Source organism: Pseudomonas sp. 2,4-D (genome assembly GCF_030418155.1).
Lineage (GTDB): Bacteria > Pseudomonadota > Gammaproteobacteria > Pseudomonadales > Pseudomonadaceae > Aquipseudomonas > Aquipseudomonas alloputida.
The window spans coordinates 1-24373 of the sequence record NZ_JAUHUI010000061.1; the positions used below are offsets into that span (position 1 = coordinate 1).

The window sequence follows — 24373 nt, forward strand, 5'->3', positions numbered from 1 at the left end:
TACGGCGGCCTGTGTTAAACCTCCGATGTGTGTCCACCACCAATCTGCGTAGGAGCGGGTTTACCCGCGAATACGGTAGCGGCGGCAACAATGAACGGCGGGTGGAGATTGGCCAGCAGGCCCGGCCTTTTCGCGGGTACAGGCAGGCGATCACTCAGAGCGGGCGCAGCAGGCCGAAGCGCTTGCGCAGCGCCCAGTCCAGCAACCGCCGCGGCAGCAACCGTGCCATCAGCGGCAAGGCTGTACTGCCATTCCCCAGCCGCACCCGTGCTGGCGCCGACGACTTGCCGACGGCTGCCAGCACGCCTTGGGCAAATACCGCCGCCGACGTTGGCTTGTCCTGCGAAGCCCGCGCCCGCGCCTGCACATGCTCACGCAAAGGCCACCACGGCGAGTCCATCGCCAGCACCTGCTCGGCCTGGCGCTGGGCATTGCTGGCGAACTGCGAGGCGATTGCGCCCGGCTGTACTTCCATCACCTGCACACCGAACGGCGCCAACTCCAAGCGCAAGGCATCGCTCAGGGCATGCACAGCCGCCTTCGAGGCGCAGTACGCGCCGGCGAATGGCGTGACCAGCACGCCCGATACACTGCCGATATTCACCACCAGGCCGCGTGAGCGGCGTAACAGCGGGAACAGCGCCCGGGTAACGCCGACCAGGGCGAAAACGTTGGTTTCGAACTGCTGGCGCAGGGCGTCGACGCCACCATCGAGCAGTGGCCCCATGGCGCCGTAGCCGGCGTTGTTGATCAGGATATCGAGGGTTTCCAGTTCCTCTGCCAGGCGGGCCAGCGCCTCGCCGTCGTTTACATCCAGCTGCCGGGCCGTGTAGCCAGCGGCACTCAGTTGCTCGACATCCTCAGGCTTGCGGGCGGTGGCCCAGACATGGTGGCCCGCATCGCGGAAGGCGTCGGCCAGGGCGCGGCCGATGCCGCTGGAACAACCGGTGATCAGGACGGTGGGCATGGTTGGGGCCTGTTGTCATGGAGGATCGGTTGTTGCCTGTGCCGGCCTCTTCGCGGGTAAACCCGCTCCTGCAGGGCGTAGGAGCGGGTTTACCCGCGAAGAGGCCGGCATAGGCAACACATCAATTGGCAAATGTACCTTGCAGGCGTTCTGCCCGGAACTCCAGGGTCTGCGGCCGATAGCCGGAACGCAGTGGCGGCAATGGCAGGCAGTCTTGCCACTCGGCCCCCGGCTGCAATTCACCTGGCCCTCGGTATCGCGGGGCGTTGTAGGTGTTCTCGGCCAGGTTCACGGTATCGCCCGGTGCGTACGCCGCCACGCGCCAGCGCAGTTCGGTCAGCGGCACGTCGTTGCCGTTCTTCATGCGTACCTGCAAGGCACGGTCGGCGGGACAGTGTTCTGGGGTGTAGGTCAGACGCAGGTCCAGGCGCGCCAGTCGACTGCTTTCGCGGCTGTCTTGCCAGACGACGAACAAGGCCACCAGGCCCAGGCCACACACAGCCGCCAGGGAGATGGGAAGAGCCTTGGCTGGGTAACGCAACAACAACACCAGCCAGGTGAGGATCAGCAGGGCACCGATCAGCATTGCGTAATCGCCTCATTCGCGCGCAGGGATGGCTACAGCCTACCTAAAACCCAGCAGTCAGGTAACCGCTGAGCAACCATGCCAGAAGCCAGACCTGGCAATACTGCGAGTAGTGGAAAGGGTATATCCATTCTAGATTCCGCCATGCCTATTCAAAAGGAGCATGGCCATGAGTCACACAGCAATTGAGCGAGAGCTTGTGCAAGAAATGAAAAAAACACCTGCCAAGGGCAACGTTACGGCTCTCATCAGCCTTGCGGGTCAAAAGGAGGATTTCGTTTCCGAGGGCGTGGACTACGGGAACGCTGAAAAATCAGCGTGGTTGTACGCCTACAAGGGGCAGGCCGAAGATGCGGACGTCTACATTGACTTCGATCTGGAACTACAGGAGGGCGTGCGGGATGTCGTTATCGGGGGTGAGGCTAACCGGGCGCTTGTTCACAAGCGCGGCACAACCTATGGCGGCTATGCGAAATCCGGTCGTATCCGGAAACTCGAAATGACTGCCACGAGCATCAGGGCTGAATCCTTCGAATTTGAAGGGGAGGATGATTTGCAGCGACCTTTCAGGGTGGTGGGTGGCCCATTCGACATCTACGTCATAGCCCCGAGCGTTGAATGAGCAGGCTCGCCCCTGGTCAATCCAGGGGCGAGTCAGCATTTACTGCGCGATGGTCTTCACCGAAACGCCGCGCTCGATGGGGGTGGACGTGCGCCCATACACATCCTCGAAGCGCTCGATATCATCCTCGCCCAGGTAGCTGCCGGACTGCACTTCGATGATCTCCAGCGGGATCTTGCCCGGGTTGCGCAAACGGTGCACCGAAGCGATGGGGATATAGGTCGACTGGTTTTCGGTCAGCAGGAACACGTTTTCGTCGCAGGTCACCTCGGCGGTACCGGATACCACGATCCAGTGTTCGGCGCGGTGGTGGTGCATCTGCAGCGAGAGGCTGGCGCCCGGCTTGACGGTGATGTGCTTGACCTGGAAGCGGCCGCCCATGTCCACCGAGTCGTACGAGCCCCACGGGCGATACACTTCCAGGTGGTTCTGGGTTTCCGTGCGGCCCTGTTCGTCGAGGGTCTTGACCATCTGCTTGACGCCCTGGACCTTGTCCTTGTGGGCAATCATCATGGCATCCTTGGTCTCGACCACCACGATGTTCTCAAGGCCGATCACCGACACCAGTTTGCCGTTGCCGTGGATCATGCAGTTGCGGCTGTCTTGAACCACTACGTCGCCCTTGGTGACGTTGCCGTTGTCGTCTTTCTCGTGCACTTCCCACAGCGACGACCAGCAGCCTACATCGCTCCAGCCGGCCGACATCGGCACCACGCAGGCACGCTGGGTTTTCTCCATCACCGCATAGTCAATGGAGTTGTCCGGGCAGCAGGCGAAGGTGGCTTCGTCGATGCTCAGGACATCGCCGTCTTCCTGGCTGCGCTCCAGGGCCAGTACGCAGGTATCGTAGATGTCGCCGTCGTGCTTTTTCAGCTCTTCGAGGAAGCGGCTGGCGCGGAACAGGAACATACCGCTGTTCCAGAAGTAACCACCGGCCTGGACGAACTCGGCGGCGCGTTTTTCGTCGGGCTTCTCGACGAACTGCGCAACCCGCGCCACGCCTTCGGGCAGCAGCGCATCCTGGCTGGAACGGATGTAGCCATAGCCGGTTTCCGGCTTGGTCGCCGGCACGCCGAACAGCACCATCTCGCCACGCTCGGCGGCCACGGTGGCCAAGGCCAAGGCACGTTGCAGGGCTTTCTGGTCATCGATCACATGATCGGCAGGCAGCACCAGCATCAGCTCGTCGCGGCCTTCGTTGACCAGCTTCATGGCAGCCATGGCCACGGCCGGCGCGGTGTTGCGGCCGAACGGTTCCATGAGGATGCCCTGGGTTTCCAGCTTCAGTGCGGCCAGTTGCTCCTGGACGATGAACTTGTGGTCCTTGTTACAGACCACAATCGGGGTGTCCATGCCCTCGAATACCAGGCGCTCGATGGTTTGCTGGAACAGCGTGTGTTCTCCGGTCAGGGCCAGGAACTGTTTGGGGAACTGCTTGCGCGACAGAGGCCAAAGACGGGAACCGCTACCACCAGAAAGAATTACCGGGATCATCATGTTTCTCCAATAGTCGTTGAGAGGCAGGGGAATCAGTTGCTAGCCACGGGGCGAGTTACCCACACCGGCGACAAGGCGTTGCCGGAACCCGTTACGTACAGCACTGCGGCTTCGCCGCGTTCCAGGGCGACGGGTTTTACGTCACCCACTTTCTTGTCTCCTTGGTACAGCGCCAGGTTGACCTTGACCGGGTTGATTTCGCGTTCGCCACGGCCGTTGGCGGCCACCGGCTTGACCACTTCGGTCTTGCCGTCGGCGGTTTTCAGGGTCAGTTGCTGGTCGCTCAGGTTCTGCACGCGCACCAGGGCTTTCTGCTTGTTCTTGAACGGTGGTTCTTCGATCAGTTTCGGGCTGCCGCTGTTGCTGTTGACCAGGGTGTAGTACTTGTCCGAGGCCAGCTTGACCGGCACGCTCTTGCCGCCGACCTGGGCGGTGTAGTCGCCGCCTGGCAGGAAGCTGAAATCGCTGCTGGCTTGTGCGCCAACCTGTTTGATCTGGGTGTTGCCGACCGACGCGGCGGCCGGTGCGCTGGTCGCGTTGTACAGGCGTACGAAGGTCGAGCCTTTCGGCGCACTTGGGCCATACAGTGCGGCGTCGGCACCGGCGAAGGCCTGCATCGAAGCAAGGGAAAGGCCAGCCGCGAGGGTGAGGGCTTTGGCAATGGAAGTCTTGGTAGTCATATGCGTTTCCTCTCTATCAGTCAGTGGTCTGTCCGGGTGGACGACAAGGCCAGGTTTTCTTCGGATTTACGGGAGTTTTTCAGCTGCGCGATCCACTGCGGATCGAAGCTGCTGAGGTCGTTTTTCATTGGCAGATAACGTTCGGGGAATTCCCACACCACCACTTGTGGTGCGGCGTTTTTAAAGGCATCGCTTTGCAGGTACTTGAGCATCGGCAGCAGCGGGCCATGGCCGTCTTCGGCGTAGTTGGCGACGTCACTGCGCAGGGCCTGCTGCAGCGCGCCGAGGAAGTTCCAGTGCGGGTTGGCGCTGTAGCTGGTGCCTACCAGTGCAACCGGGATCTGCTTGTCGGCGAACAACGCGTCGCCGGCGTCACCCTCGGCATCGACCGGCCGGGTGGTGCGTTTCTGCAGGTTGTCCGGGGCCGGCAGCAGGTTGCTGAACAAGGGGTCCAGTGGCAGGAAATTGGTCAGGTCGCCCTTGTAGGGGGCGGTGTTGCCGGCTTCGGTGATAAAGGCTTGTGGGTCGCCGTTGAGCAGGCTCTGGCGGCTGACCGCTTCGGCCAGCGCCTGCGCCGCCACTTCGGCTCCCATAGGCGTCCAGTGGGTGTCAGTACGCAGGAACACCTGGCCGCGGGCCTTGGCCTGCTCCATCGGTGCCATCAGGTCCGGTGCGAACACGTTGGCCTGGCGTGCCTGGGCATGGAACTGGTTGTACAGGTCGTCATGCAGGCTGGCAGGCTGCTCTTTGCCCAGGTACTCGGCGTATACCCGTGCCTTGGCCGGCACGATCGCCAGCACCAGCTGGCTACCGTGTTGCTGCAGGGTGTCGCGTACGCCACGGATCAGTGCCAGGTTTTCCTGCATCAATTGCTCGGCACCGGCGGTGGGCTTGAACTCTTCGTCGCTGAACAACCACTGGTCGCGGCCCAGTACCACACCGGGGCGGCCTTCGTTGAACAGCTTGAAGTCCATTGCCGCCCACAGGTTGGTGCCCAGGCGCTTGATCGGGAATTCGGCGTCGTAGTGGGTCTCGGCGGCCTTGGCCAGCTTGCCGTTGAGCAGGGTCATCTGCTCGGTGCGCTGGAAGCTCTGCAGGCCACCGGTGGACCAGACGCCCATGCCGACCAGCAGGCCAAGGAACGACAGGGAGTAGGTAATACGTAATGTCCGGGTCATGGTCATCAACCTCAGAACTGGAAGTAAAGGAACGGCGAGTAGCTTTGCGCCGAAAGCTTGAGGATCGAGGCGACGAACAGCAGCAGGATCAGTGCGCGGGTCATCACCCGGGTCCAGTCAAGGCCGATCGAGCCGTCAGCGTTGACCTGCACCGGGGTCGCCTTGGGCGTCGGCCTGGCATTGCGGTAGAAGTCGCGCAGGCCGAAGAACGCCAGGGTGAGGTAGGCGATGACCAGGGTGGCCACCTGCAGACCGGTGAGCTGGGCGCGGTTGAGCTCCGACAGCTGCCAGTCGCCGAAGCTGAACATGGCGCCGTACATACGGGCGGCCACCTGCAGGTTTTCGGCGCGGAAGATCACCCAGCCGACTACCACCAGCAGGAAGGTGAAGGCCCATTTCACCGGATTGAAGCGCTGCGGGTTGGTGTCGAGGCCCAACGCGCGCTCGATGGCCAGCCACATGCCGTGCCAGGCGCCCCAGATGATGTAGGTGAAGTTTGCACCGTGCCACAGGCCGCCCAGCAGCATGGTCAGGAACAGGTTGCGGTAGGTATTGAAGGTGCCTTTACGGTTACCGCCCAAGGTGATGTACAGATAGTCGCGCAGCCAGGTCGACAGGCTGATATGCCAGCGCCGCCAGAACTCGGTGATCGACTGGCTGATATAGGGCTGCTTGAAGTTTTCCATGAAGCGGAAGCCCATCATCAGGCCCAGGCCGATGGCCATGTCGCTGTAGCCGCTGAAGTCGAAGTACAGCTGTGCGGTGTAGGCCAGGGCGCCGAGCCAGGCATCGCCCGTGGTGGGGTTTTGCAGGGCGAAGCAGTGGTCGGCGACCACGGCCAGGGTGTCGGCGATGAACACTTTCTTGATGAAGCCCTGCATGAAGCGGGTGCAGCCTTCGGAGAACTTGTCCAGCGTGTGGGTGCGGTTGTTGAACTGGTCGACCAGGTCCTTGAAGCGCAGCACGGGGCCTGCGATCAGGTGCGGGAAAATCGCCACGAACGCTGCGAAGTCGATCAGGTTGCGGGTAGCCGGGGTGTCACCGCGGTATACGTCGATGATGTAGCTGATCGACTCGAAGATGTAGAACGAGATACCGATCGGCAGCAGCACGTGGGTCAGAATGAATGGCTCCAGGCCAAACGACGTCATGATCGCGTTCAGGCTGTCGACGCCGAAGTTGGCGTACTTGAAGTAGCCGAGGATTGCCAGGTCGACACCCACGCCGAGCAGCAGCCAGCGCTGCGCCGGCTTGGTGCGCACACCAGCGGCACCGACTTTCAGGCCGATCCAGTAGTTCCACAGGGTGACGCCGGCGAACAGTGCCAGGAAGTCCACCCGCCACCAGGCGTAGAAGATGTAGCTGGCGACCAGCAGTAGCAGGTTGCGATAACGTTGCCCGCTCAAGTAGTACAGGCCGAGGAAGATCGGCAAGAACAGGAACAGGAACACGTTGGACGAGAAGACCATCCCGGTTCTCCTAATTTGTTCACAGCATCCGGGGCAAAGCGCCCCCCAAACCCCCCAGTGCAAGACTGGAAGGCAACTTAGGTCCCTGTGGGAGCGGGCAAGCCCGCGAACAAGGGCGAAGCCCTTGCCATGCACCGCGGTGGCTTCTTCGCGGGCATGCCCGCTCCCACAGGTTCCGCCCCCGCAATGGGGGTCAATTCATTTCTTGCTCTCTGCACTCGGGTCGTAGACCCGGGTCACATCGCCGCCCAGCCGGAAGCTGTTGAACGGCTGCATGTCGTGCTTGCGCTCAAGCGTGTCGCCAACGCAGTGGTACAGCGCACACCAGGGCTCGAGCCAGGAGTACTTGCTGTCGACCTTGAGGTCGGTCATGTCCTGTTTCTTGCCCGCACGCGCCTTGAAGTGGCTGGGATCGCGGGCGCCGGCCAGCACGCCTTCACCCAGGCGCTGCAACGCGAAGTTGTTCTCGGCGCGCAGGTCGACGCCATTGGCCTGGGCGAAGCTGGCAATCATCGCCAGCGGCGGCAAGGCGTAGTTGTGATAGGCCAGCGCGCGCTGCTTGCGCTTGATTTCGTTGGGCAGGAAGCCCTGGTCATCCACCTGGTTGGCGCCAACCTTGTATTCCTTCACGGCCCAGTCGAACAGGTCGCGACGGTCGGTGGCGACGGCGGTAGCCATGACTGACCAGGCCGCCCAGTAGCTGTGGTTGTTGATCTTCTCCAGCGGCAGGTCGCTCCAGTCACGCACAGTCTGCTCGGCCAGGCGGCTGAGCCATTTTTCGATCAGGTCGGCCTCGGCCTGGTGTGCGGCCAGCGGCTGCGAGTTGGAGAATTTCAGCCGCAACCATGAACCGCTCATGCTGCCCAGCGCCCATTTGCGCATCGACTTGCCGGTATGGTTGTAGTCGGTGGACAGCAATGCACCGGCACGTGCCCAGGTGCCCAGCCACGTCAGGGTGCAGTCGAGTTGCGCCGGGCGGCCGTCGCGCATGTACTGGCCGACCATCTTGCTCACGCCTTTCTCCAGCGTGGTGATGTCTTCGGTCGACTTGCGGAAGGCCTTTTCCGAGGCTGCGTTGAGTGTTGCCCGTGCCTTGTCCGAGCCTTCGTACTTGCTGCGAAACTGCAGCGGGCCGGTGTATGGCTTGGGCGCCGCTTCGCAGCGGAAGTTACCATCACCGGTCTTGAGCTTTTCGATCCCCTGGTAGTAACCCTGCGGCGGTACCAGCGCGGCGTGCGCAGCACCGCCAAACAGGGCCAACGCGAGCAGGGCGGGGCTGGAAATTCGTTTGAAAATGGTCATGGGTCGCCTCACTGGCCTGCCTGCGCGGTCTGCGCGGGCACGGCGAAGTTGTTGCGTTTGCAGAGCTTGGCTTCGACCTTCTGGGTGCCGCTTTCCGGCCCTTGTACCTCGAACGCCAGCAGGCTCTGGCTGGCCCAGTCCTCGTCTTCGCGCATCTGGAAGACGAAGCGGCCGTCGGTGTCGGAGGTTTCCGGTTTTTCCAGTTTGATGTCCTCATGGCGACCGTTGAGGTACCAGAGGGTGGCCTGCAATACCTTCACCGAGGGGTCTTCGAACTTGACGTCCATCTGCAGGTTGCGGTTGATCAGGTCTTTGATCACGCCGCCCTTGCCGTTGACCATCAGCTCGTTCTTGCCAGGCTTGAGGGTGGTGCTGGCGCTCATCAGGGCTGGGCGGTCGTCGCAGCCGTCGTCGAGCAGGCCAAGGATTTGCCGCCAGATGGTTTCCTGGTCCAGGCGGTACAGCGGGGAGAATTCCCAGATCAGGATCTTCGGCGGGTTCTTCTGGAATTCCTCGCTGCCCAGGTACTGGATCATCGACCCTTCCAGGCCACCGCCTGGGAAGGCGACGTTGAGCACGTCGGCGCCGATGTATTGCTCGAGGAAGCCAGAGAAGTTGTAGTTCTTGCCACTGTGGCTGGTACCGACCAGGGTGATCTGCGCATTGCCGCTGTCACCGAACAGGTCGTCGCCACCGCTCGCGCCTTTCGGCTCGGTGGCGAACTGGTCCATGTACTGGACGGCGTAGCTGGTGCCGCACAGTTGGCCGGCAACGTTGTGCAGGGTGCCGGTCTTGCCCATGCGCCCTGACTTCTTGGTCTCGAATTCCTTGCGCGGGATGCCTTCGAAGGCCGGCATCTTGTGCACGGTGTCGGCCACGATCTTCGCCGCGCGCTCGGCACCGTACGGCGTCCAGTGCTGGTCGCCACGGAAGTAGAAGTCCTTGCCCTGGTCAGCGGCGGCCAGTTGCTCGTTGGTCAGCGGTGACAGGTCGGGCACGTTGTAGCCCATGCTGGCGAAGCGCTTGAGCATGGCCTGGTAGTTGCCCAGGGCCTTCTGGTAGTCGAACGCGGCCTTTTCGGCCGGGTTGAGCATGTTGCGGTTCACCAGGCCGCGGGTCGGCTGGTACACCACCACCAGTTCCACGCCACGTTTCTTGAACGCGTCGTGCACTTGCTGCAGGCGTTTGTAGCCGGCCGGGGTGGTGTTGAACTCGGTGCGCAGGTCTTCGCGGGTGCGGAACAGCCAGTCGCCCTGGGCCTGCACCAGCGTGGTGAAGTTTTGCTGATAGCGGGTGGTGTAGCGGCTGGCATCGTGCGCTTCAGGGCACAACTGGCAGCAGGGCTCGGCGTTGAAGGTCGGGGCCTTGACGTCTTCGGCGCGCACGCCCTGGCTGATTGCCAGAAGGGCGGCGGACAGGCCCAGCAGTTTCATCAGGTGTGGAGTCATGGTCTGGGCTTCCTTAATCGATCATTTCGGTCTGGCGTTCGACCGGGTCGATCAGCACAGCCTTCTGCTGGCGTACCAGCAGGTCGAGGATTTCGTCCTGGCGCTCGCCCAGCACACCATTGAGGCTGATGCCGCTGGCCTTGCGTGGCGCGAGCATGGACACCTTGTACAGCTCGACCGACAGCGGCGAGTCGATCGACAGCGGGCCGGAGCCGTTGGCCGACAGCTCGCCACCCACCACGATCAGCGACACCTTGGTGTCGAATGGGTCGAGGGCGATGTCGCGGTCGGTGTCGGACAGGTCCTTGATGTGGCCATATACGCCGACCAGGCCGTTGGCCATGGCGACGTTTTCGTACAGGCGGATGTTCACGCTGTTACGCACGCGGATGCCGTGGCGGCGGTTGTTGACCAGCTTGTTGCCCCAGATCAGGTTGTCGCCGCTTTCGTACAGGGTGATGCCGTCGGTGTGGTTGCGGTAGATCTCGTTGTAGGCCACCAGGTTGTTGACGCTGTTACGGTCGATCACCACGCCCGAGAGCTTGTTGTCGTAGCTCTTGTTGTTGATGATCCAGCTGTCGTTGACCTCACGCGAAACGATGATGCCGTGCTTCTTCTTGGTGCCGTACACCGTGTTGCCGGCGATGATCAGGCGATGCGAACGGTCGTGCGGGTCGATGCCGTAGACGATGTTGTCGCGGTAGGTGCTGTCCTTGATCACGAAGTCCTGGGTTTCGTAGCAGTAGAAGCCGTACCACATGTCGCTGAACTCCGAACCGATGATCCAGCCGGTGGGCTCCGGGCGGCCCATGCGCTTGGCCATGTTCGGCGTGTACTGCGAGATGCTCACGCCATACGACTTGGACTTGGCGTAGCCGAAGCTGGCCATCTTCGTATTGACGATGTAGGTCTCGGTACCACCCCACGACAGCAGGAACGGGCGGAATTCCTTGGGCGAGCGGAAGGTCGCCGGGCCGTTGTCCTTTTCCCGCCAGCCGGTCACCTGGGTGTCGGTTACGAACAGCTTGCCGTCATTGACCAGAAATGCGCCGCCCTCCTGGGACAGGCGCAGCTGTTTGACCTTGCCGTCGATCTCGAGGATGCCCTTTTGCCCGACCACGATCGGCAGGCGTGCCAGGTAAACCCCAGGCTCGACTTCGCTGAAGTACTGTTTGGGCACCTTCTTGCTCAGCTCGGTCAGGTCGACATGGCCGTCATCGACGAAGATCGCCTGCGGGATGCCGTGCTGGCGCTGCACCCACTCGGCGGCCTTGTTGTCGCCGCCGACGAACTCCTTGAGGGTGTCCTCCTGGAACATACGGCGCAGGCTGACCTTGCCCTTGTGGCGGCGGTCGATTTTCTTCTGCACCGCCTCGGCCGTGAAACCGGTGAGGTCGGGCAACTTTGGCGGGTCCATCTGCAGCGGCTCTATCGGTGCGCTGGCCACCGTATAGGTCTTGGCCTGCTGCAGCTCCTTGGCGATCACCTGGGGCTCTGCGGCAGTGGCCAGGCCGCTTGCCAGCAGCAAGGCACTGGCCAACAGGCTGTGACGTAAGTGCGGGTGAAGGTTCATCACGGTCAGTCCCCTACCGGCCTCAGAAGCGCCAGATGACGTCGACGAAGGCGCGGTGCATGTACGAGTCCGCTTCCTTGCCGTAGGCGTCGCCCGGCTTGAATACACCGGCACGCAGGCGCACCAGGGCTGACGGCTCGTCGATTGCCTGGCTCATCGAAGCCGGCAGCAGGCCTTGCTTGAAGTACTTGGTCACGACCACGTCCATTTCCTGGCCAAGGTCCTTCTCGCCGTCGACCAGCTGACGGTTCACGCCGTTATCGTTGACCACGGCGTTGATGCCGCTGGAGCCGATGTTCTGGTTGCCATCGACCCGCCAGAATTTGTGGTAGATCAGGCTGGCGTCATAGTCGTCACGCAGCTGCCACGAAGCGAACAGGGTGGCGGCCTGCAGGTTGCCCAGCTCGCCGCGGAACGCTTCGCCGAAGCGGTGCACACGCGAGCGGGTGCCGGTGAAGTTGGAGCGGTTGCTCTCCAGGCCGGTCTGCTCGAAGTTGTTCGAACCGTCATCGCCGCCGCCGCCGCTACCGCGGGCGTAGGCAGCGCCGACCTGCCATTGCGGGTCCAGGCGCAGGCGGATACCGAGGTCGGTTGCCCAGGCGTTGACGTCACCGCTCTGCTTACCGGTGGCGACCTGGTCGTCACCCACCTGCTGGGTGCTCAGCTTGTCGCGGTCACCGGTTAGCCAGGTGACGCTGCCCCAGTAATTCACGGTGTGGTCGTTGCGCCAGTTGTAGGCGTCGCTGTTGGCCTCCAGACCCAGCCAGGTAAGGTCGCCAGTGCGGGACTTGTCCAGCGCGTCGACCGTTTCGCCGGGGTTCTTCAGGCTGCCACTGTCATGCGTGTGGTGAGCGCGCAGGCCAACCCAGTGGCCAGGGGTCCACTGCGTGGCGACGTTGCCGTAGATGTGGGTGCGGTCCTTGTCTTCCGGCGCCAGTTCGGTGAGATCGGTGCGGTATTCGCTGAAACGCTGGGCGACGCCCAGATCGGCCTTGAGCAGCGTGGTGTCGAAGGTCCAGTTCAGCGCTTCGATGTTGGTATCGCGCCACATGCCATCGTCGCTGCGCAGGCGCTGGCGACCGAAGCGCAGTTGCTCGCCGGGGTAGGCGGTAAGGCCGCTGTAGCCGACCCAGAACTCGCGCATGGCCAGGTAGCTTTTGTCTGGTTGACGGCTGTCGTCGCCGGTGTCGGTGCTGGTGCCGTCGTCGTTCTGGCGCAAGGTGTCGGTTTCGATGGTGTCGGTCGCAGCGACCGCCTGGCCCATGGCATAGGCACTCCAGTTACCGCGCTCGCCATACACCCAAGGGCGCAGGTCCAGGCCCAGGCCGTTGACGTCGCCGCCAGAGCGGGTGCCGAGGTCACGGTCGTCTTCCGACTGGCCGGTGATTTTCACGTCCAGGCCGAAGTTCTTTTCAGCGGTCATTTCCGCCAGGGTCGGGCAGGACCACAGCAGGGCGAAGCTCAGGCCGATGCCGGCTTTCACGAAGGGATTGAGCGTCATAGCGAGTCCTCACCGTCTACTTCTTTTTCGTCGTCTTGCAGGGCTTCAAGGGCCAGGGTGCTATTCGCGCCCTGCGCCATGCTGCCGCGTGCACGCTTTTCCTGGTCCAGCAGTTGCTGGGCCTGGTTGCGCTGATCAGGTGTCAGTTGCTGGTCGAGCTGCTGCAGCAGTTCGGCTGATTGCGGCGTCGGGTTGGCCTGCGACAGCTGGGCGAACACCCAGGCGTTGCCCGGTTGCGGGCGGATGCCGTGGCCCTCGCTGAACAGCTGAGCCAAGGCATAGTCGGCGCTGTTCTGCCCGCCACGGGCGGCGGCCAGCAGGTGGTCGACGGCCTTCTGCGGCTCGACATTGCCCAGGTAGCCGCGGCGGTAAAGCTGGCCCAGGTAGTAATGGGCGCTGATCTCACCGGCTTCGGCAGCGGCTTGCAGGTGCTGCTCGGCTTTTTGAGCGTCGGCTGGCAGGGTTTTGCCTTCGTAGTACAGGCGGCCCAGCAGCAGTTCGGCGCGTGGCTGTTCAGCTTCGCGGCCTTTGTCGATGTAGGCCATCAACTGGTCGGTGTCGCCCAGTTCTGGGAAGTCGTATACCAGCTGTGCCAGGCTGACCCAGGACGCCGGGTTGGCCGGGGCTACTTGCTCGAGCAGCTCCTTGGCGGTTTTTTCGTCGGTCTGGCCAAGGCTGCGATCGGCCAGCACCCGGGCCACGCTGTCAACCCGGGTGGCCGGGACAGCGCCACGGGCATAGGCGGATTTCAGCTGGCCGAGCAGGGCGGCTTGCTGGTCGGCCTGGCCGCGTTTCTGGTACACGGTGGCCAGTTCGACGTAGCAGATGTCGGTGGTGTTCAGCGCGGCCTTGCAGATTTTCTCCACTTCGCCCAGGTGCTGGTCGTAGGTGCCCTGGGTGCGGTACAGCAGCACCTGGGCCAGGCCCGCTTCCGGGTTGCCGGCGGCGCGCCACTGGTCGATCTGCTGCTGCGCGTTGACCTTGGGGAAGCTCTGCGGGTAGCTGAGGTAGAGCATCGCCAGTGGGATCAGGGTGTTGCTTTCGCCTTGACCGGCCGCTTGCTTGAGCAGGGTCTCTGCTTCTTCGCGCTCGGCCTGGGTGCTGTCCGGCTTGGCCACCAGCAGGCGGCCAAGGCGCGCCTGGGCGCGTGGCGACGTAGCGGCTGCAGCGCGATAGGTGGCTTCGGCTTCCTTGATTTGCGAGGGGTCGCGGGTGGCCACCTTGATGTCCGCAAGGCCGACTTGCGCTTCGCTGTAGCCCAGGTCGGCCAGCGCCTTGTAGTTGCGCTCGGCCAATGCCGTGTCACCGCGCTTCATGGCCTCGTTGGCCAGGCGCTGGTCGGGCAGGCCGGCACAGCCGGCCAGGGTGATGGCGGCGGCCAGTGCACACAATCCCAGGTTCACGCGGACCCTGTGGGAGCGGGTGTTGGTATCAGAGATCATTGTCCGTCCCTCACAGGCCACGGGCCACGGCTTTGTCGATCAGCCAGTTCAGCGATGGGCCACGGTCGCTGTTGACCGAGGCCGGGCGGCCGGCCAGTTCTGCCGGCAGGCCGCTGTCTGGCTTGATCTGCACGCGGATGTCGGAGGACAGGTCTTCGCTGTTGAGGCTGGTGCTGCTGACGATCTGACCGGTGCGCACTTCGTCTTCGCCGGCCACCTGGAAGTTGACCCGGGTACCCGGCTTGACCTCGTCGAATTGGCGGTAGCTGAAGCGCGCTTCGACCATCGGGGTGGTGGTGCGTGGGATCAGCTGGAAGATCGGCTGGCCCTTGGCGGCGTACTGGCCGTCGTCCACCAACTGGCGCGCGACCACGCAATCGCAGGGGCTGGTGAGGGTGCCGGACAGCTGCTTGCCGAACAGCTCCTCGATCTTCGCCGGCTCCAGCTGTGCGTCTTCAAGGTTGCCCTTGAGCATGTCCAGCATGCTGGTGGTGAAGCTGGCCAATGGCGCGCCCTTGGCGATCTGCCCACCGCTTTCGACCAGGCTGCTTACGGTACCGTCGCGCGGCATGGTGACGTTGGTGGTCGGCACTGCGACCACACCGGCTTCGGCGTGGCTGACGAAATACATGCCATACAACGATTTGGCGACGAAGCCGAAGGCCGCAACGCCGACCACGAACACGCCCAGTGTGACGGTGACTGCCTTGAAGCGGCCGAAGGCGCTCAGGCCCGACCCTCCGTCCTTCTGCTTGCGCGCCTTGGTGAAGTTGTCGCGTTGCAGGGTGCTGAGTACGTCGCCGATGCTGATCAGCTCACCCGACAGGTGGCTGGTGATGATGTGCCGCAACGTGGCGATGTCGCGAGGTTCAAGGTTCTGGAACTGCGCACCGATACGGCCATTGTCCGGGTTGTACGAGCGCACCTGGAACTCGATGTCGATCGACAGGCCCAGGTTGTCGACCACGAACTGCAGGCGCCCGCGCAGCACATCGCCCACCGACTGCGGTTGCTTGGCGTGGAAGCTCAGGCCGCCGGCAGAAAGGTCTTCGACCTTGACTTCGTGGACCTGGCGCTGGGCGTCCAGGAACCGCAGTTTGGCGGGAATGCGTACCCGGGCGTGTTGGCGCTGGGCTTCGGACTCATGCACGACATTGACGTTCACGGCGGTATTCATGGTGGTTTGTTCCTGTTAGATCCGATCCGGGTTTGGCTCACACGACCATGAACAGCACAGCAACGAAGATGCTGGCAGCCGAGAAGGTCATGGTCCGCGAGGACCAGGTGTTGAACCATTGTTGAAAGCTGGCGAGGTCACGCTTGAGGGCAGTGGGCTGACGCGTCCACGACTGCTTGTCGAGGCGGAAGAACACGTAGATCTTCATCAGCGCGCCGATGATCTGGTTGTAATAGAGAATCAGCGGGTAGGCCGGGCCTACGTTGTGGCCGGAGCACAGCAGCATGATGGTGAGGATCAGGCGGGTGATGCCGATCCACAGCAGGTACACCAGCAAGAAGGCCATGCCGAACTTGAGGCTGGCGATCACCGCCACGGTCAGGCCCAGCAGGCTGGTCCACATCGACACGCGCTGGTCGAACAACACGATGCTGGTGAACAGCCCCAGGCGACGCAGGCCAAGGCCCAGTGCCCGTGAGTTCTGCCGCAGGTTGTTGCCGTACCAGCGGTACATCAGCTTGCGGCTGGCCTTGAGGAAGCTTTTTTCCGGCGGATGCTCGACCGTGTTGATGGCGGCGTCCGGCACGTAAAAGGTGTCGTAGCCCAGGCGCATCAGGCTGAACCAGCTGGACTTGTCGTCCCCGGTAAGGAACTTGAAGCGGCCCAGGCGCCAGTGCATCAGCGAGTCGCTTTCGACGTCGGCGATGAACTCGGGGTTGGTCACCACGCTGGCGCGGAACATCGACATGCGCCCGGTCATGGTCAGTACGCGCTTGGACAGGGCCATCGAGCACATGTTGATGTGGCGCTGGGCGAAGCGCAGCTTGTGCCACTCGCTCATGATGTAGCCGCCACGCACTTCGCAGAATTCATTGGTGGTCAGGCCGCCCACATTGGGGAACAGCTTGAACCACGGTACGGTCTTGCGCACCACGCCGTCGGCCAGCACGGTGTCACCGTCGATCACCGCCACCACGGCGTTCTCGTCCGGCAGCATGCGCGAGATGGCGCGGAAGCCGTAGGCCAGGCCATCGCGCTTGCCGGTACCGGCGATACGCACGATGTCCAGCTTCACGTGGGCCGGCGGGTTGTACTTGGCCCACAGGCTCTTCACCAGCAGTTCATCGGACATTTCCACCAGCGAGCAGACCACGGTGGTGGGGAAGCCGCAGTTGATCGCCTCGCGGATCACCGAGCTGTACACCTGGGCGGTGGTCAGCGCTTCGATACGGAAGCTGGTGACCATCAGGTAGACATGCGACGGGTCGGTGGCATTACCCATTTTCTGCACCTTGCGGCGCAGGTACGGGTACACGCCGTAGAGGAAGATCATGCCGCGGATGAAATGGGTGGCGCCCATGGAGTAGCGCCAGATGCCGACTGCGCCGACCAGGAAGATGAAGTGCTTCGACTGCGAGTCGAAGATATCAGCTGGCAGGGCCAGGGCGATCAGCATGAGCAGGCTCATGTAGAGCAGCCACCCGGCGCACTGCAACAGCACTGTCTGGAGCCTTTGCATGTTCAGCATCCGTCGAGAATTCGGGAAAGGGTGGGCAGCGAGGAGGCGGCTCTTGTCGAGTGCCTCATCGCTGCCCGGCCGGGCACTTACCAGCAGATGCCTTCGGTACGGGCGGTGGTGCTGGTCGGTTTGTTCATGAAGCCGACCAGGTCGATCACCTGCTTGCCGGCTGGCGCTTGCAGGGCCAGCGCACGGAACTGCTCGTCACGGTTGCCGAGGACGATGATGTCGGCGTTGTCGATCACCTGCTGCAGGTTGGCGTTGAGCAGCGACGACACGTGCGGGATCTTCGACTCGATGTAGTCCTTGTTGGCGCCGTGAACACGGGCGTACTGGACGTTCTCGTCGTAGATGTCCAGCTGGTAGCCCTTGCCGATCAGGCGCTCGGCCAGTTCCACCAGCGGGCTTTCGCGCAGGTCGTCGGTGCCGGCCTTGAAACTCAGGCCCAGCAGGGCGACCTTGCGTTTGTCGTGGGCTTCGATCAGCTCGAAGGCGTTCTGCACCTGCGATTCGTTGCTGCGCATCAGCGAGTCGAGCAGCGGTGCACGGACATCGAGGCTGGCGGCGCGGTAGGTGAGGGCGCGTACGTCCTTGGGCAGGCAAGAGCCGCCGAAGGCGAAGCCAGGGCGCATGTAGTACTGGGACAGGTTGAGGACCTTGTCCTGGCAGACCACGTCCATCACTTCGCGGCCATCGACGCCCACGGCCTTGGCGATGTTGCCGATTTCGTTGGCGAAGGTGACTTTGGTGGCGTGCCATACGTTGCAGGTGTACTTGATCATCTCAGCCACTTCGATCGGCTTGCGGATGACCGGGGCGTCGAGTTCTTCGTACAGGGCCTGGAGGATGTCACCGCTGGCGCTGTCCAGTTCGCCGATGACCGTCATCGGTGGCTGGTCGTAGTCCTTGATGGCGGTGCTTTCACGCAGGAATTCCGGGTTGACCGCCACACCGAAGTCGACGCCGGCCTTCTTGCCCGAGCAGTCTTCGAGGATCGGGATGACCACGTTCTTGACCGTGCCAGGCAGTACGGTGCTGCGCACCACGATGGTGTGACGGCGAGTGGTGTCACGCAGCACGTAGCCGATTTCGCGGCACACGGATTCGATGTACTCCAGGCCCAGGTCGCCGTTTTTCTTGCTGGGGGTGCCCACGCAGATCATCGATACATCGCTGGCACGGATGGCTTCGGCGAAGTCGGTAGTACCGCGCAGGCGGCCATTGGCGATGCCCTGTTGCAGCAGTGCTTCCAGGCCAGGTTCGACGATGGGCGACTTGCCCTGGTTGATCAGGTCGATCTTGGTGCTGGACACGTCCACACCGATCACTTCATGGCCACGCGCCGTCAGGCAGCCTGCACAGACTGCACCCACATAACCCAAACCAAAGATGCTGATACGCATCGCTATCACCTCATGTGTTTATCACGCCGACGCCTCCGCAGAGAGCCGGGCTGGGTTGATTAACAACAGTTTTCGGGCGCACGGGTCCATGGCGAATGCACACTTCGCCGAGCGCAGGCAAAATAAATCCGGAACGCAAAAAGTTATGCGCTCAAAGTTGGCATTCAATAGCCATTCATTAAAAAACGTGCCCTGAAATGCAGCCGTCTTTATTGCAATGCGCTACTTGGCGCGTTGCTGTGCTTGTTTTTTCAAGTGAATAAATCCTTTGAAATCAACCACTAGGACGATTTGTAAGGGACGCGTCTCTCCTGCATGGACAAGGTCTTCGGAGGGTTCCGTGATACCTGTCGAATTTCTTATGGCGGGCAGTGGATGCCCACCGTTGTCATCTGTAAGTCATCTCTCACAGCCCGTAGGCAGGAAAATCGTTACGGCACTATGAGCGATTGGCTTTGGGAGAAGTTCCTGAGCCGGTTTCGCTCGAATGAAAGATTTCTAAATATTTATTCAGTTGCGGACAGTTTCAATTTGATAGCACGCGGGTGTTTCGCCCCGGTGTATCAAGGGCGTAACTGTTGCGAGATATTTTTATGCCAGCATCTGAAATTTTTTTTCAGAATTCGTCAAAAAAGGTATGAACGGTCTTATGTCGTTTGGCGATAAAGGTGGGTGTGCTGGATTTCTGGCGTCGGATTAATGGCGTTATGGCGGTTTGCAGCGTGCCCTGTTGCAGGGCAGAGAGGGGTATGGGCTGCTGGCCTCTTCGCGGGTGAACCCGCTCTTACAGGTAGCGCATTACCTGTAAGAGCGGGTTTGGCTGTGAAGGGGGCGTTCCAGGTTCACTCCGAGGGGTGATCGCGCAGGAACACCAAATGGTCCGGCCTGGACTGCTCGGCACTGTAGTAGTACCCCTGAGCATCGAACTGCTTGAGCTGTTCCGGGTTGCTGATGCGCTGCTGGATGACGAAGCGGCTCATCATGCCGCGGGCTTTCTTGGCGTAGAAGCTGATGATCTTGTACTGGCCGTTTTTCTGGTCCTTGAAGTCGACGTTGATCACCCGGGCTTTCAGTGCACTGCGTTTCACTGCACTGAAATACTCGTTACTGGCCAGGTTCAACAGCACGTCATCGCCTTGGTCGGCCAGGGCCTGGTTCAGCCATTCGCTGATGCGCGTGCCCCAGAAGGCGTACAGGTCCTTGCCGCGGGCGTTGGCCAGCTTGGTGCCCATCTCCAGGCGGTAGGGCTGCATCAGGTCGAGCGGGCGCAGCAGGCCATACAGGCCCGAGAGCATACGCAGGTGGTCCTGAGCGTAGCTGAAGTCGTCTTCACTCAGGCTCTCGGCATCGAGGCCGGTGTATACATCACCCTTGAACGCCAGCAGCGCTTGCTTGGCATTGGCCGGGGTGAAGTCTGGGGTCCAGCTGCCAAAGCGCGCAGCATTCAGGCCGGCGAGTTTGTCGGACAGGTGCATCAGCTCGCTGATGTGCGCCGGCGACAGTTCGCGCAGCTGCTGGATCAGGGCCTGGGATTCATCCAGGTACTGGGGCAGGGTGAAACGCTCGGTCACTGGCGGGGTGTCGTAGTCGAGGGTCTTGGCGGGGGAAATCACCGTCAGCATCGGGTCGGCTCCTGGCATCGTTGGCCGAGGATTCTACGGGGTGGGCGGTACAAGTCCAAACTATGGCGACGATAGTCACAACCCATGGTCGGTGCAGGCGCTATAGTTCGCGTTTTGCCGTTGCGGAGCCTTCCACTGTGCGCATTGCTTCTGCCTTGCTGGCCGGCCTGCTGAGCCTGGCCGTGCAAGCCGCCCCTTCACCTCAGGTCAGCCTGGACCGCAGCCTGTGGCCGGAACAGCTGGACAGCCCGGCGCTGTTCGATGTTGCCTCTCGGGCAGAAATCCTGTCGTTCGCCCAAGTGCTGCACGAAAGCGAGTTGCTGGATGACGCAAGCCTGGCGGCCCGGCTGGGGCTGCGGCAGATCAACCTGCAGAAGGTGCGCCAGGTTCGGGCGCGCATGTGGCAGCGGTTGTGGGAGGGGTATCAACAGGCGCAGCGCAGTTGTGAGCAGGATGCATCATTCTGTTACCCGGTTACGTCCATGGCGGAGTTGCGTACACAAGCGGCGACGTTCGCTGCCGATGTCGGTGCGTTCTATACCGGCTGGATCGAGCCGAGCCATCAGTTCCATGTCCGCTACCTGGACGAGCAACTGCGCAAGGCGGCGTTGCTGCCGCAGACCAGCAGCGAAATTGAGCGGTTGTCTTCGCGTGAGCGCAAGGGTGACGAACTGAACGACCGCATGTTCCTGCTGACCTTTGTCGGCGGGCCCGGGCCCGAGGGGGGCAGTACGGATCTACTCACCGATTACCTGCGCCGGCAAAAGCTCGAAGGCACGTTCTTCACGCTCGGTAACCGCTTGCAGCAACGCCGTGATGGCGCGGCGGCAAACGCCTTGCGCCAGCTCTATGACGGGCAGTGCGTGGGTATCCAGGGGTGGGAGTACCGCTCCCATGCGCAGTGGACCGAATGGCAGGATTCGCTGCGGCGCAGCCAGGCGCGGGTGCAGGCTGATCTGCCCGAGCAGTATGTGCCGTTGTTCCGCCCACCTTATGGCCTGCGACGGGCTGACGGCGAGGCGTTCATGGCCCGCCAGCAGTTGCGGGTATCGTTGTGGGACATTGATGCCCAGGATGACGGTGCATTGAGCGCAGAGGCATCCGCACAGCGCGTATTGACCCTGATGTTGTTGTGGCGCAAGGGCGTGATCCAGTTTCATGACAGCCTTCCCAAGGCGCAGCCGGCGGTGGATTGGCTGCTGCGCAATACCGCGCAAAGCGGCATCGGCTGGGAGGATTGCCGGGAATATGGATACCGCGAATAGAGGGTATGACTTTTGAGCGTAGTCCCCTCTGACGCTGGCGCCAAGGCCTCTTCGTCAATCGGAAAAATAAACTTCAAAAATACGTAAAAGTGCTTTTTTCGGTCATGGTTTTTGCGGTATGAAGAAACCAGACAGCCGATTCCTGCAGCACAGGTGGCGTCATCCAGGCCCACCTAGCCAGGTTCGCTTCCCGCCCGTAACAACGCGGATACGGGGACAGCGGCAGTCACTCTGCGGCGTAACAGACCACGCCGTGTGGCTTCGACATAAGGTGACCGAGTATGGATGACCAAGGACGCAACCCTTCCTCCAGCAAGCCAATCCTGTATGTGCTCGATACCAACGTCCTGATTCACGACCCTAACGCGTTACTGAACTTCGAGGAGCACCATGTCGCCATCCCGATGACGGTGCTGGAGGAACTCGACAAGCTCAAGACCGGCAAACAGAGTATCGCCGCCGAATGCCGCCAGGCCATCCGCCTGATAGACCAGACCCTCGGTGACGCTTCGCCCAGCGATGTCGAGCAGGGCGTACCGATCCAGCGCAACAAGAGCGGCCCCAAGGGGTTCCTTTCCATCCTGATGACCCCGCGCAACGAGCCGAACAAGCTGCTGCCGGAAAACCTCAACGACAACATCATCATCAACCAGTTGCTCGAAGTCCGGGCCCGGCGCACCGACCTGGACGTCGTGCTGGTCACCAAAGACATCAACATGCGCCTGAAGGCGCGCGCTTGCGGTATAGCGGCTGAGGACTACAGCACCGACCAACTGGTCGATGACGTGTCCTTGCTGTCCAAGGGCTACCATTCGGTCACCGGCTCGTTCTGGGACCGCGTGAGCAAGGTCGATACCCGCCAGGAGCGCGGCCGCACCTGGCATCGGGTGCAGATGATCGACAACCTGCCAGCCGTGCACGTCAACGAGTTCATCATCGATGAGCAGGGCTTCGTCGGGTGGATCAAGGGCATTCGTGACGACGAACTGCTGCTGCTCGACCTGCACCAGGAACCGTTGCTGCACCAGGAAGCCTGGGGCCTGAAACCACGCGACATTCACCAGAGCCTGGCGCTGTTCGCCCTGCTGGACCCGGATATCCACCTGGTGAACCTGACCGGCGCCGCCGGCTCCGGTAAAACCATCCTGGCGCTGGCTGCGGCCATCGAGCAAACCATGGTCAGCAAGCGCTACCGGCGCATCATCGCCACCCGCAGCGTGCAGGGGCTGGACCAGGAGATTGGCTTCCTGCCGGGTACCGAAGCAGAGAAGATGGAGCCGTGGCTGGGCGCCATCACCGACAACCTCGAAGCCTTGCACATGGATGACGAAAGCACCCATGGCAGCGTCGAATACATCCTTGAGCGCGTGCCGCTGCAGTTCAAGTCGCTGAACTACATCCGTGGCCGTAGCTTCCAGCAGAGCCTGATCCTGATTGACGAGTGCCAGAACCTGACGCCGCACCAGATGAAAACCATCATCACCCGTGCCGGCTCCGGCTCCAAGGTGGTCTGCCTGGGTAACCTGGCGCAGATCGACACCCCCTACCTGTCCGCGACCAGCTCGGGCCTGACCTACCTGACCGAGCGCTTCAAGGACTTCCCCCATGGCGTGCACATCACCCTGCAGGGCGTGCCTCGCTCGGTGCTGGCCGAGTACGCCGAGTCTCATTTGTAAACCCTGTAGCCGGGCAGATTACTGCCCGGCCTCTTCGTGGACACGCCCGTTCACAGGATCTCCACTTGATTCGAGGCCATGGAGCTCCTGTGGGAGCGGGCGTGCCCGCGAAGAGGCCAAACCTGCCGACACATACCTCTGCTCAAACCTGACCCACAGGTTTACACTGCGAAATCCCTTCACAGGAGCAGAGCAGTGCTGACACATCTTGATTCCCAGGGGCGGGCCAACATGGTCGACGTCACTGAAAAGGCCGTGACCGAGCGCGAGGCTACCGCCGAGGCGCGGGTGCGCATGTTGCCGCAGACCTTGCAGATGATCGTCGACGGTGAACACCCCAAGGGTGACGTGTTCGCCGTGGCGCGCATTGCCGGGATACAGGCGGCGAAAAAAACCAGCGACCTGATCCCGCTGTGCCACCCGCTGATGCTCACCAGCGTCAAGGTCGAGCTCAGCGCCGAGGGGCAGGATGCCGTGCGCATCGTCGCCCGCTGCAAGCTGGCCGGGCAGACCGGTGTGGAGATGGAGGCGCTGACCGCCGCCAGCGTGGCCGCGCTGACGATCTATGACATGTGCAAGGCTGTGGATAAAGGTATGGTCATCGAGCAGGTGCGCCTGCTGGAAAAACTCGGCGGCAAGAGTGGCCACTACAAGGTGGAGGCGTGATGAAGGTCAATGTGATGTATTTCGCCCGTTACCGCGAACTGTTGGGCGTGGATGCCGAGCGGGTGGAGGGTGCGTTCAAGGTGCTCGATGATGTGCGCCAGGCCTTGGTTGCCAAGGGCGGGCAGTATGAAGTGCTGGCCGAGCAGAACCTGATGTGCGCGCGCAACGAAGAGCTGTGCAAGCTCGATGAACCGCTGGAAGAGGGCGATGAAGTGGCGTTCTTCCCGCCGGTGACCGGAGGCTGAACATGGCTGTGCGAGTGCAGGAAGGCGCGTTCGACCCGGGGGCTGAGACCAATGCCATGCATGCAGCCAATGTGGGCGTGGGCGCGGTGGTCGGTTTTGTCGGCTATGTGCGGGATTTCAACGATGGCCGCGAAGTGGCGGGGATGTTCCTCGAACACTATCCGGGCATGACCGAAAAGGCCCTGGCCAAGATCGTGGTCGAGGCCGAGCAGCGTTGGCCGCTATTGAAGGTGGAGGTGCTGCACCGCATCGGTGCGCTGGAGCCGGGCGAACCGATTGTGTTCGTGGGGGTGGCCAGTGCCCATCGGCAGGCGGCGTTCGATGCCTGCAACTTCATCATGGACTACCTGAAGACCCGGGCGCCGTTCTGGAAAAAGGAGAATACCCAGGAAGGGCCAAGGTGGGTGGAGGGGAAGCAGAGTGACCAGGATGCGGCGGGGCGCTGGTAATCAAGGCGCCAGCGGTCGCCTGTAGGAGCGGGTTTACCCGCGAAAGGGCCGGCCCTGCTGGCCAATCTCCACCCGCCGTTCACCGT

21 protein-coding genes are annotated in these 24373 nt (G+C 62.2%); 6 read left to right on the forward strand and 15 right to left on the reverse strand.

The genetic code is table 11. From position 1 onward, the window contains the following. Nucleotides 1–154: 154 nt before the first annotated feature. Entirely contained in the window at nt 155–967 is an 813-nt protein-coding gene (locus QYE47_RS25870; RefSeq protein ID WP_070384334.1) for an SDR family oxidoreductase, read from the reverse strand. A 121-nt stretch (nt 968–1088) separates the two neighbouring features. Beyond that, complete coding sequence (locus QYE47_RS25875) at nt 1089–1553, reverse strand: multidrug transporter (protein WP_070384333.1); 465 nt, start codon at nt 1551–1553, stop codon at nt 1089–1091. 169 nt (nt 1554–1722) lie between these two features. On the opposite strand from QYE47_RS25875, the gene QYE47_RS25880 reads away from it, so the two are divergent. Then, nucleotides 1723–2175: a hypothetical protein gene (locus QYE47_RS25880; RefSeq protein ID WP_070384332.1), complete on the forward strand. Its 453-nt coding sequence runs from the start codon at nt 1723–1725 to the stop codon at nt 2173–2175. Nucleotides 2176–2214: 39 nt separating this feature from the next. On the opposite strand, the gene QYE47_RS25885 is transcribed toward QYE47_RS25880, so the two are convergent. The 13 genes from QYE47_RS25885 to yaaA form a co-directional block, all read right to left on the reverse strand. Continuing rightward, entirely contained in the window at nt 2215–3669 is a 1455-nt protein-coding gene (locus QYE47_RS25885; protein WP_003251742.1) for a mannose-1-phosphate guanylyltransferase/mannose-6-phosphate isomerase, read from the reverse strand. Between the two features lie 35 nt (nt 3670–3704). Further along, the gene (locus QYE47_RS25890) at nt 3705–4352 is read right to left on the reverse strand and encodes an alginate O-acetyltransferase AlgF (RefSeq protein ID WP_003251744.1); all 648 of its coding nucleotides are present in this window, start codon (nt 4350–4352) and stop codon (nt 3705–3707) included. Nucleotides 4353–4372: 20 nt separating this feature from the next. After that, nucleotides 4373–5530, reverse strand: coding sequence for an alginate O-acetyltransferase (locus QYE47_RS25895; RefSeq protein ID WP_041167071.1), 1158 nt, complete (start codon nt 5528–5530; stop codon nt 4373–4375). Between the two features lie 11 nt (nt 5531–5541). Beyond that, the gene (locus QYE47_RS25900; protein ID WP_014592311.1) at nt 5542–6999 is read right to left on the reverse strand and encodes an MBOAT family protein; all 1458 of its coding nucleotides are present in this window, start codon (nt 6997–6999) and stop codon (nt 5542–5544) included. Nucleotides 7000–7197: 198 nt separating this feature from the next. Beyond that, nucleotides 7198–8301: a mannuronate-specific alginate lyase gene (locus tag QYE47_RS25905; RefSeq protein WP_014592310.1), complete on the reverse strand. Its 1104-nt coding sequence runs from the start codon at nt 8299–8301 to the stop codon at nt 7198–7200. Nucleotides 8302–8309: 8 nt separating this feature from the next. Next, a complete protein-coding gene (locus tag QYE47_RS25910) occupies nt 8310–9749 on the reverse strand; it encodes an alginate O-acetyltransferase (RefSeq protein ID WP_064490717.1) in 1440 nt (479 codons plus the stop codon). 13 nt (nt 9750–9762) lie between these two features. Further along, nucleotides 9763–11322, reverse strand: coding sequence for a mannuronan 5-epimerase AlgG (algG, locus tag QYE47_RS25915; protein ID WP_003251754.1), 1560 nt, complete (start codon nt 11320–11322; stop codon nt 9763–9765). A gap of 22 nt (nt 11323–11344) precedes the next feature. Further along, complete coding sequence (locus QYE47_RS25920; RefSeq protein ID WP_014592308.1) at nt 11345–12823, reverse strand: alginate export family protein; 1479 nt, start codon at nt 12821–12823, stop codon at nt 11345–11347. Continuing rightward, on the reverse strand, nt 12820–14265 hold the full coding sequence (algK, locus tag QYE47_RS25925) for an alginate biosynthesis TPR repeat lipoprotein AlgK (RefSeq protein ID WP_019439209.1): 1446 nt from the start codon (nt 14263–14265) through the stop codon (nt 12820–12822). Before algK ends, QYE47_RS25920 begins: the two co-directional genes overlap by 4 nt. A gap of 10 nt (nt 14266–14275) precedes the next feature. After that, nucleotides 14276–15442, reverse strand: coding sequence for a PilZ domain-containing protein (locus QYE47_RS25930; RefSeq protein ID WP_070384331.1), 1167 nt, complete (start codon nt 15440–15442; stop codon nt 14276–14278). 37 nt (nt 15443–15479) lie between these two features. Next, complete coding sequence (locus QYE47_RS25935) at nt 15480–16961, reverse strand: glycosyltransferase family 2 protein (protein ID WP_003251762.1); 1482 nt, start codon at nt 16959–16961, stop codon at nt 15480–15482. Between the two features lie 86 nt (nt 16962–17047). Then, complete coding sequence (locus tag QYE47_RS25940) at nt 17048–18364, reverse strand: nucleotide sugar dehydrogenase (protein ID WP_004577139.1); 1317 nt, start codon at nt 18362–18364, stop codon at nt 17048–17050. 842 nt (nt 18365–19206) lie between these two features. Next, nucleotides 19207–19986, reverse strand: a complete 780-nt coding sequence (gene yaaA, locus QYE47_RS25945) for a peroxide stress protein YaaA (protein WP_014592304.1) — start codon at nt 19984–19986, stop codon at nt 19207–19209. 137 nt (nt 19987–20123) lie between these two features. On the opposite strand from yaaA, the gene QYE47_RS25950 reads away from it, so the two are divergent. From QYE47_RS25950 to moaE, 5 genes are all read left to right on the forward strand, one after another. Beyond that, entirely contained in the window at nt 20124–21251 is a 1128-nt protein-coding gene (locus QYE47_RS25950) for a polysaccharide deacetylase family protein (RefSeq protein WP_070384330.1), read from the forward strand. A 281-nt stretch (nt 21252–21532) separates the two neighbouring features. After that, nucleotides 21533–22927 (forward strand): PhoH family protein, encoded by a 1395-nt coding sequence (locus tag QYE47_RS25955; RefSeq protein WP_003251772.1) that lies wholly within the window; start codon nt 21533–21535, stop codon nt 22925–22927. Nucleotides 22928–23122: 195 nt separating this feature from the next. Then, nucleotides 23123–23593, forward strand: a complete 471-nt coding sequence (moaC, locus tag QYE47_RS25960; RefSeq protein WP_003251775.1) for a cyclic pyranopterin monophosphate synthase MoaC — start codon at nt 23123–23125, stop codon at nt 23591–23593. Beyond that, the gene (gene moaD / locus QYE47_RS25965; protein ID WP_047604399.1) at nt 23593–23838 is read left to right on the forward strand and encodes a molybdopterin converting factor subunit 1; all 246 of its coding nucleotides are present in this window, start codon (nt 23593–23595) and stop codon (nt 23836–23838) included. The genes moaC and moaD overlap by 1 nt, the downstream gene beginning before the upstream one ends. A 2-nt stretch (nt 23839–23840) precedes the next feature. Next, on the forward strand, nt 23841–24287 hold the full coding sequence (gene moaE, locus QYE47_RS25970; protein WP_070384329.1) for a molybdopterin synthase catalytic subunit MoaE: 447 nt from the start codon (nt 23841–23843) through the stop codon (nt 24285–24287). Nucleotides 24288–24373 lie beyond the last annotated feature (86 nt).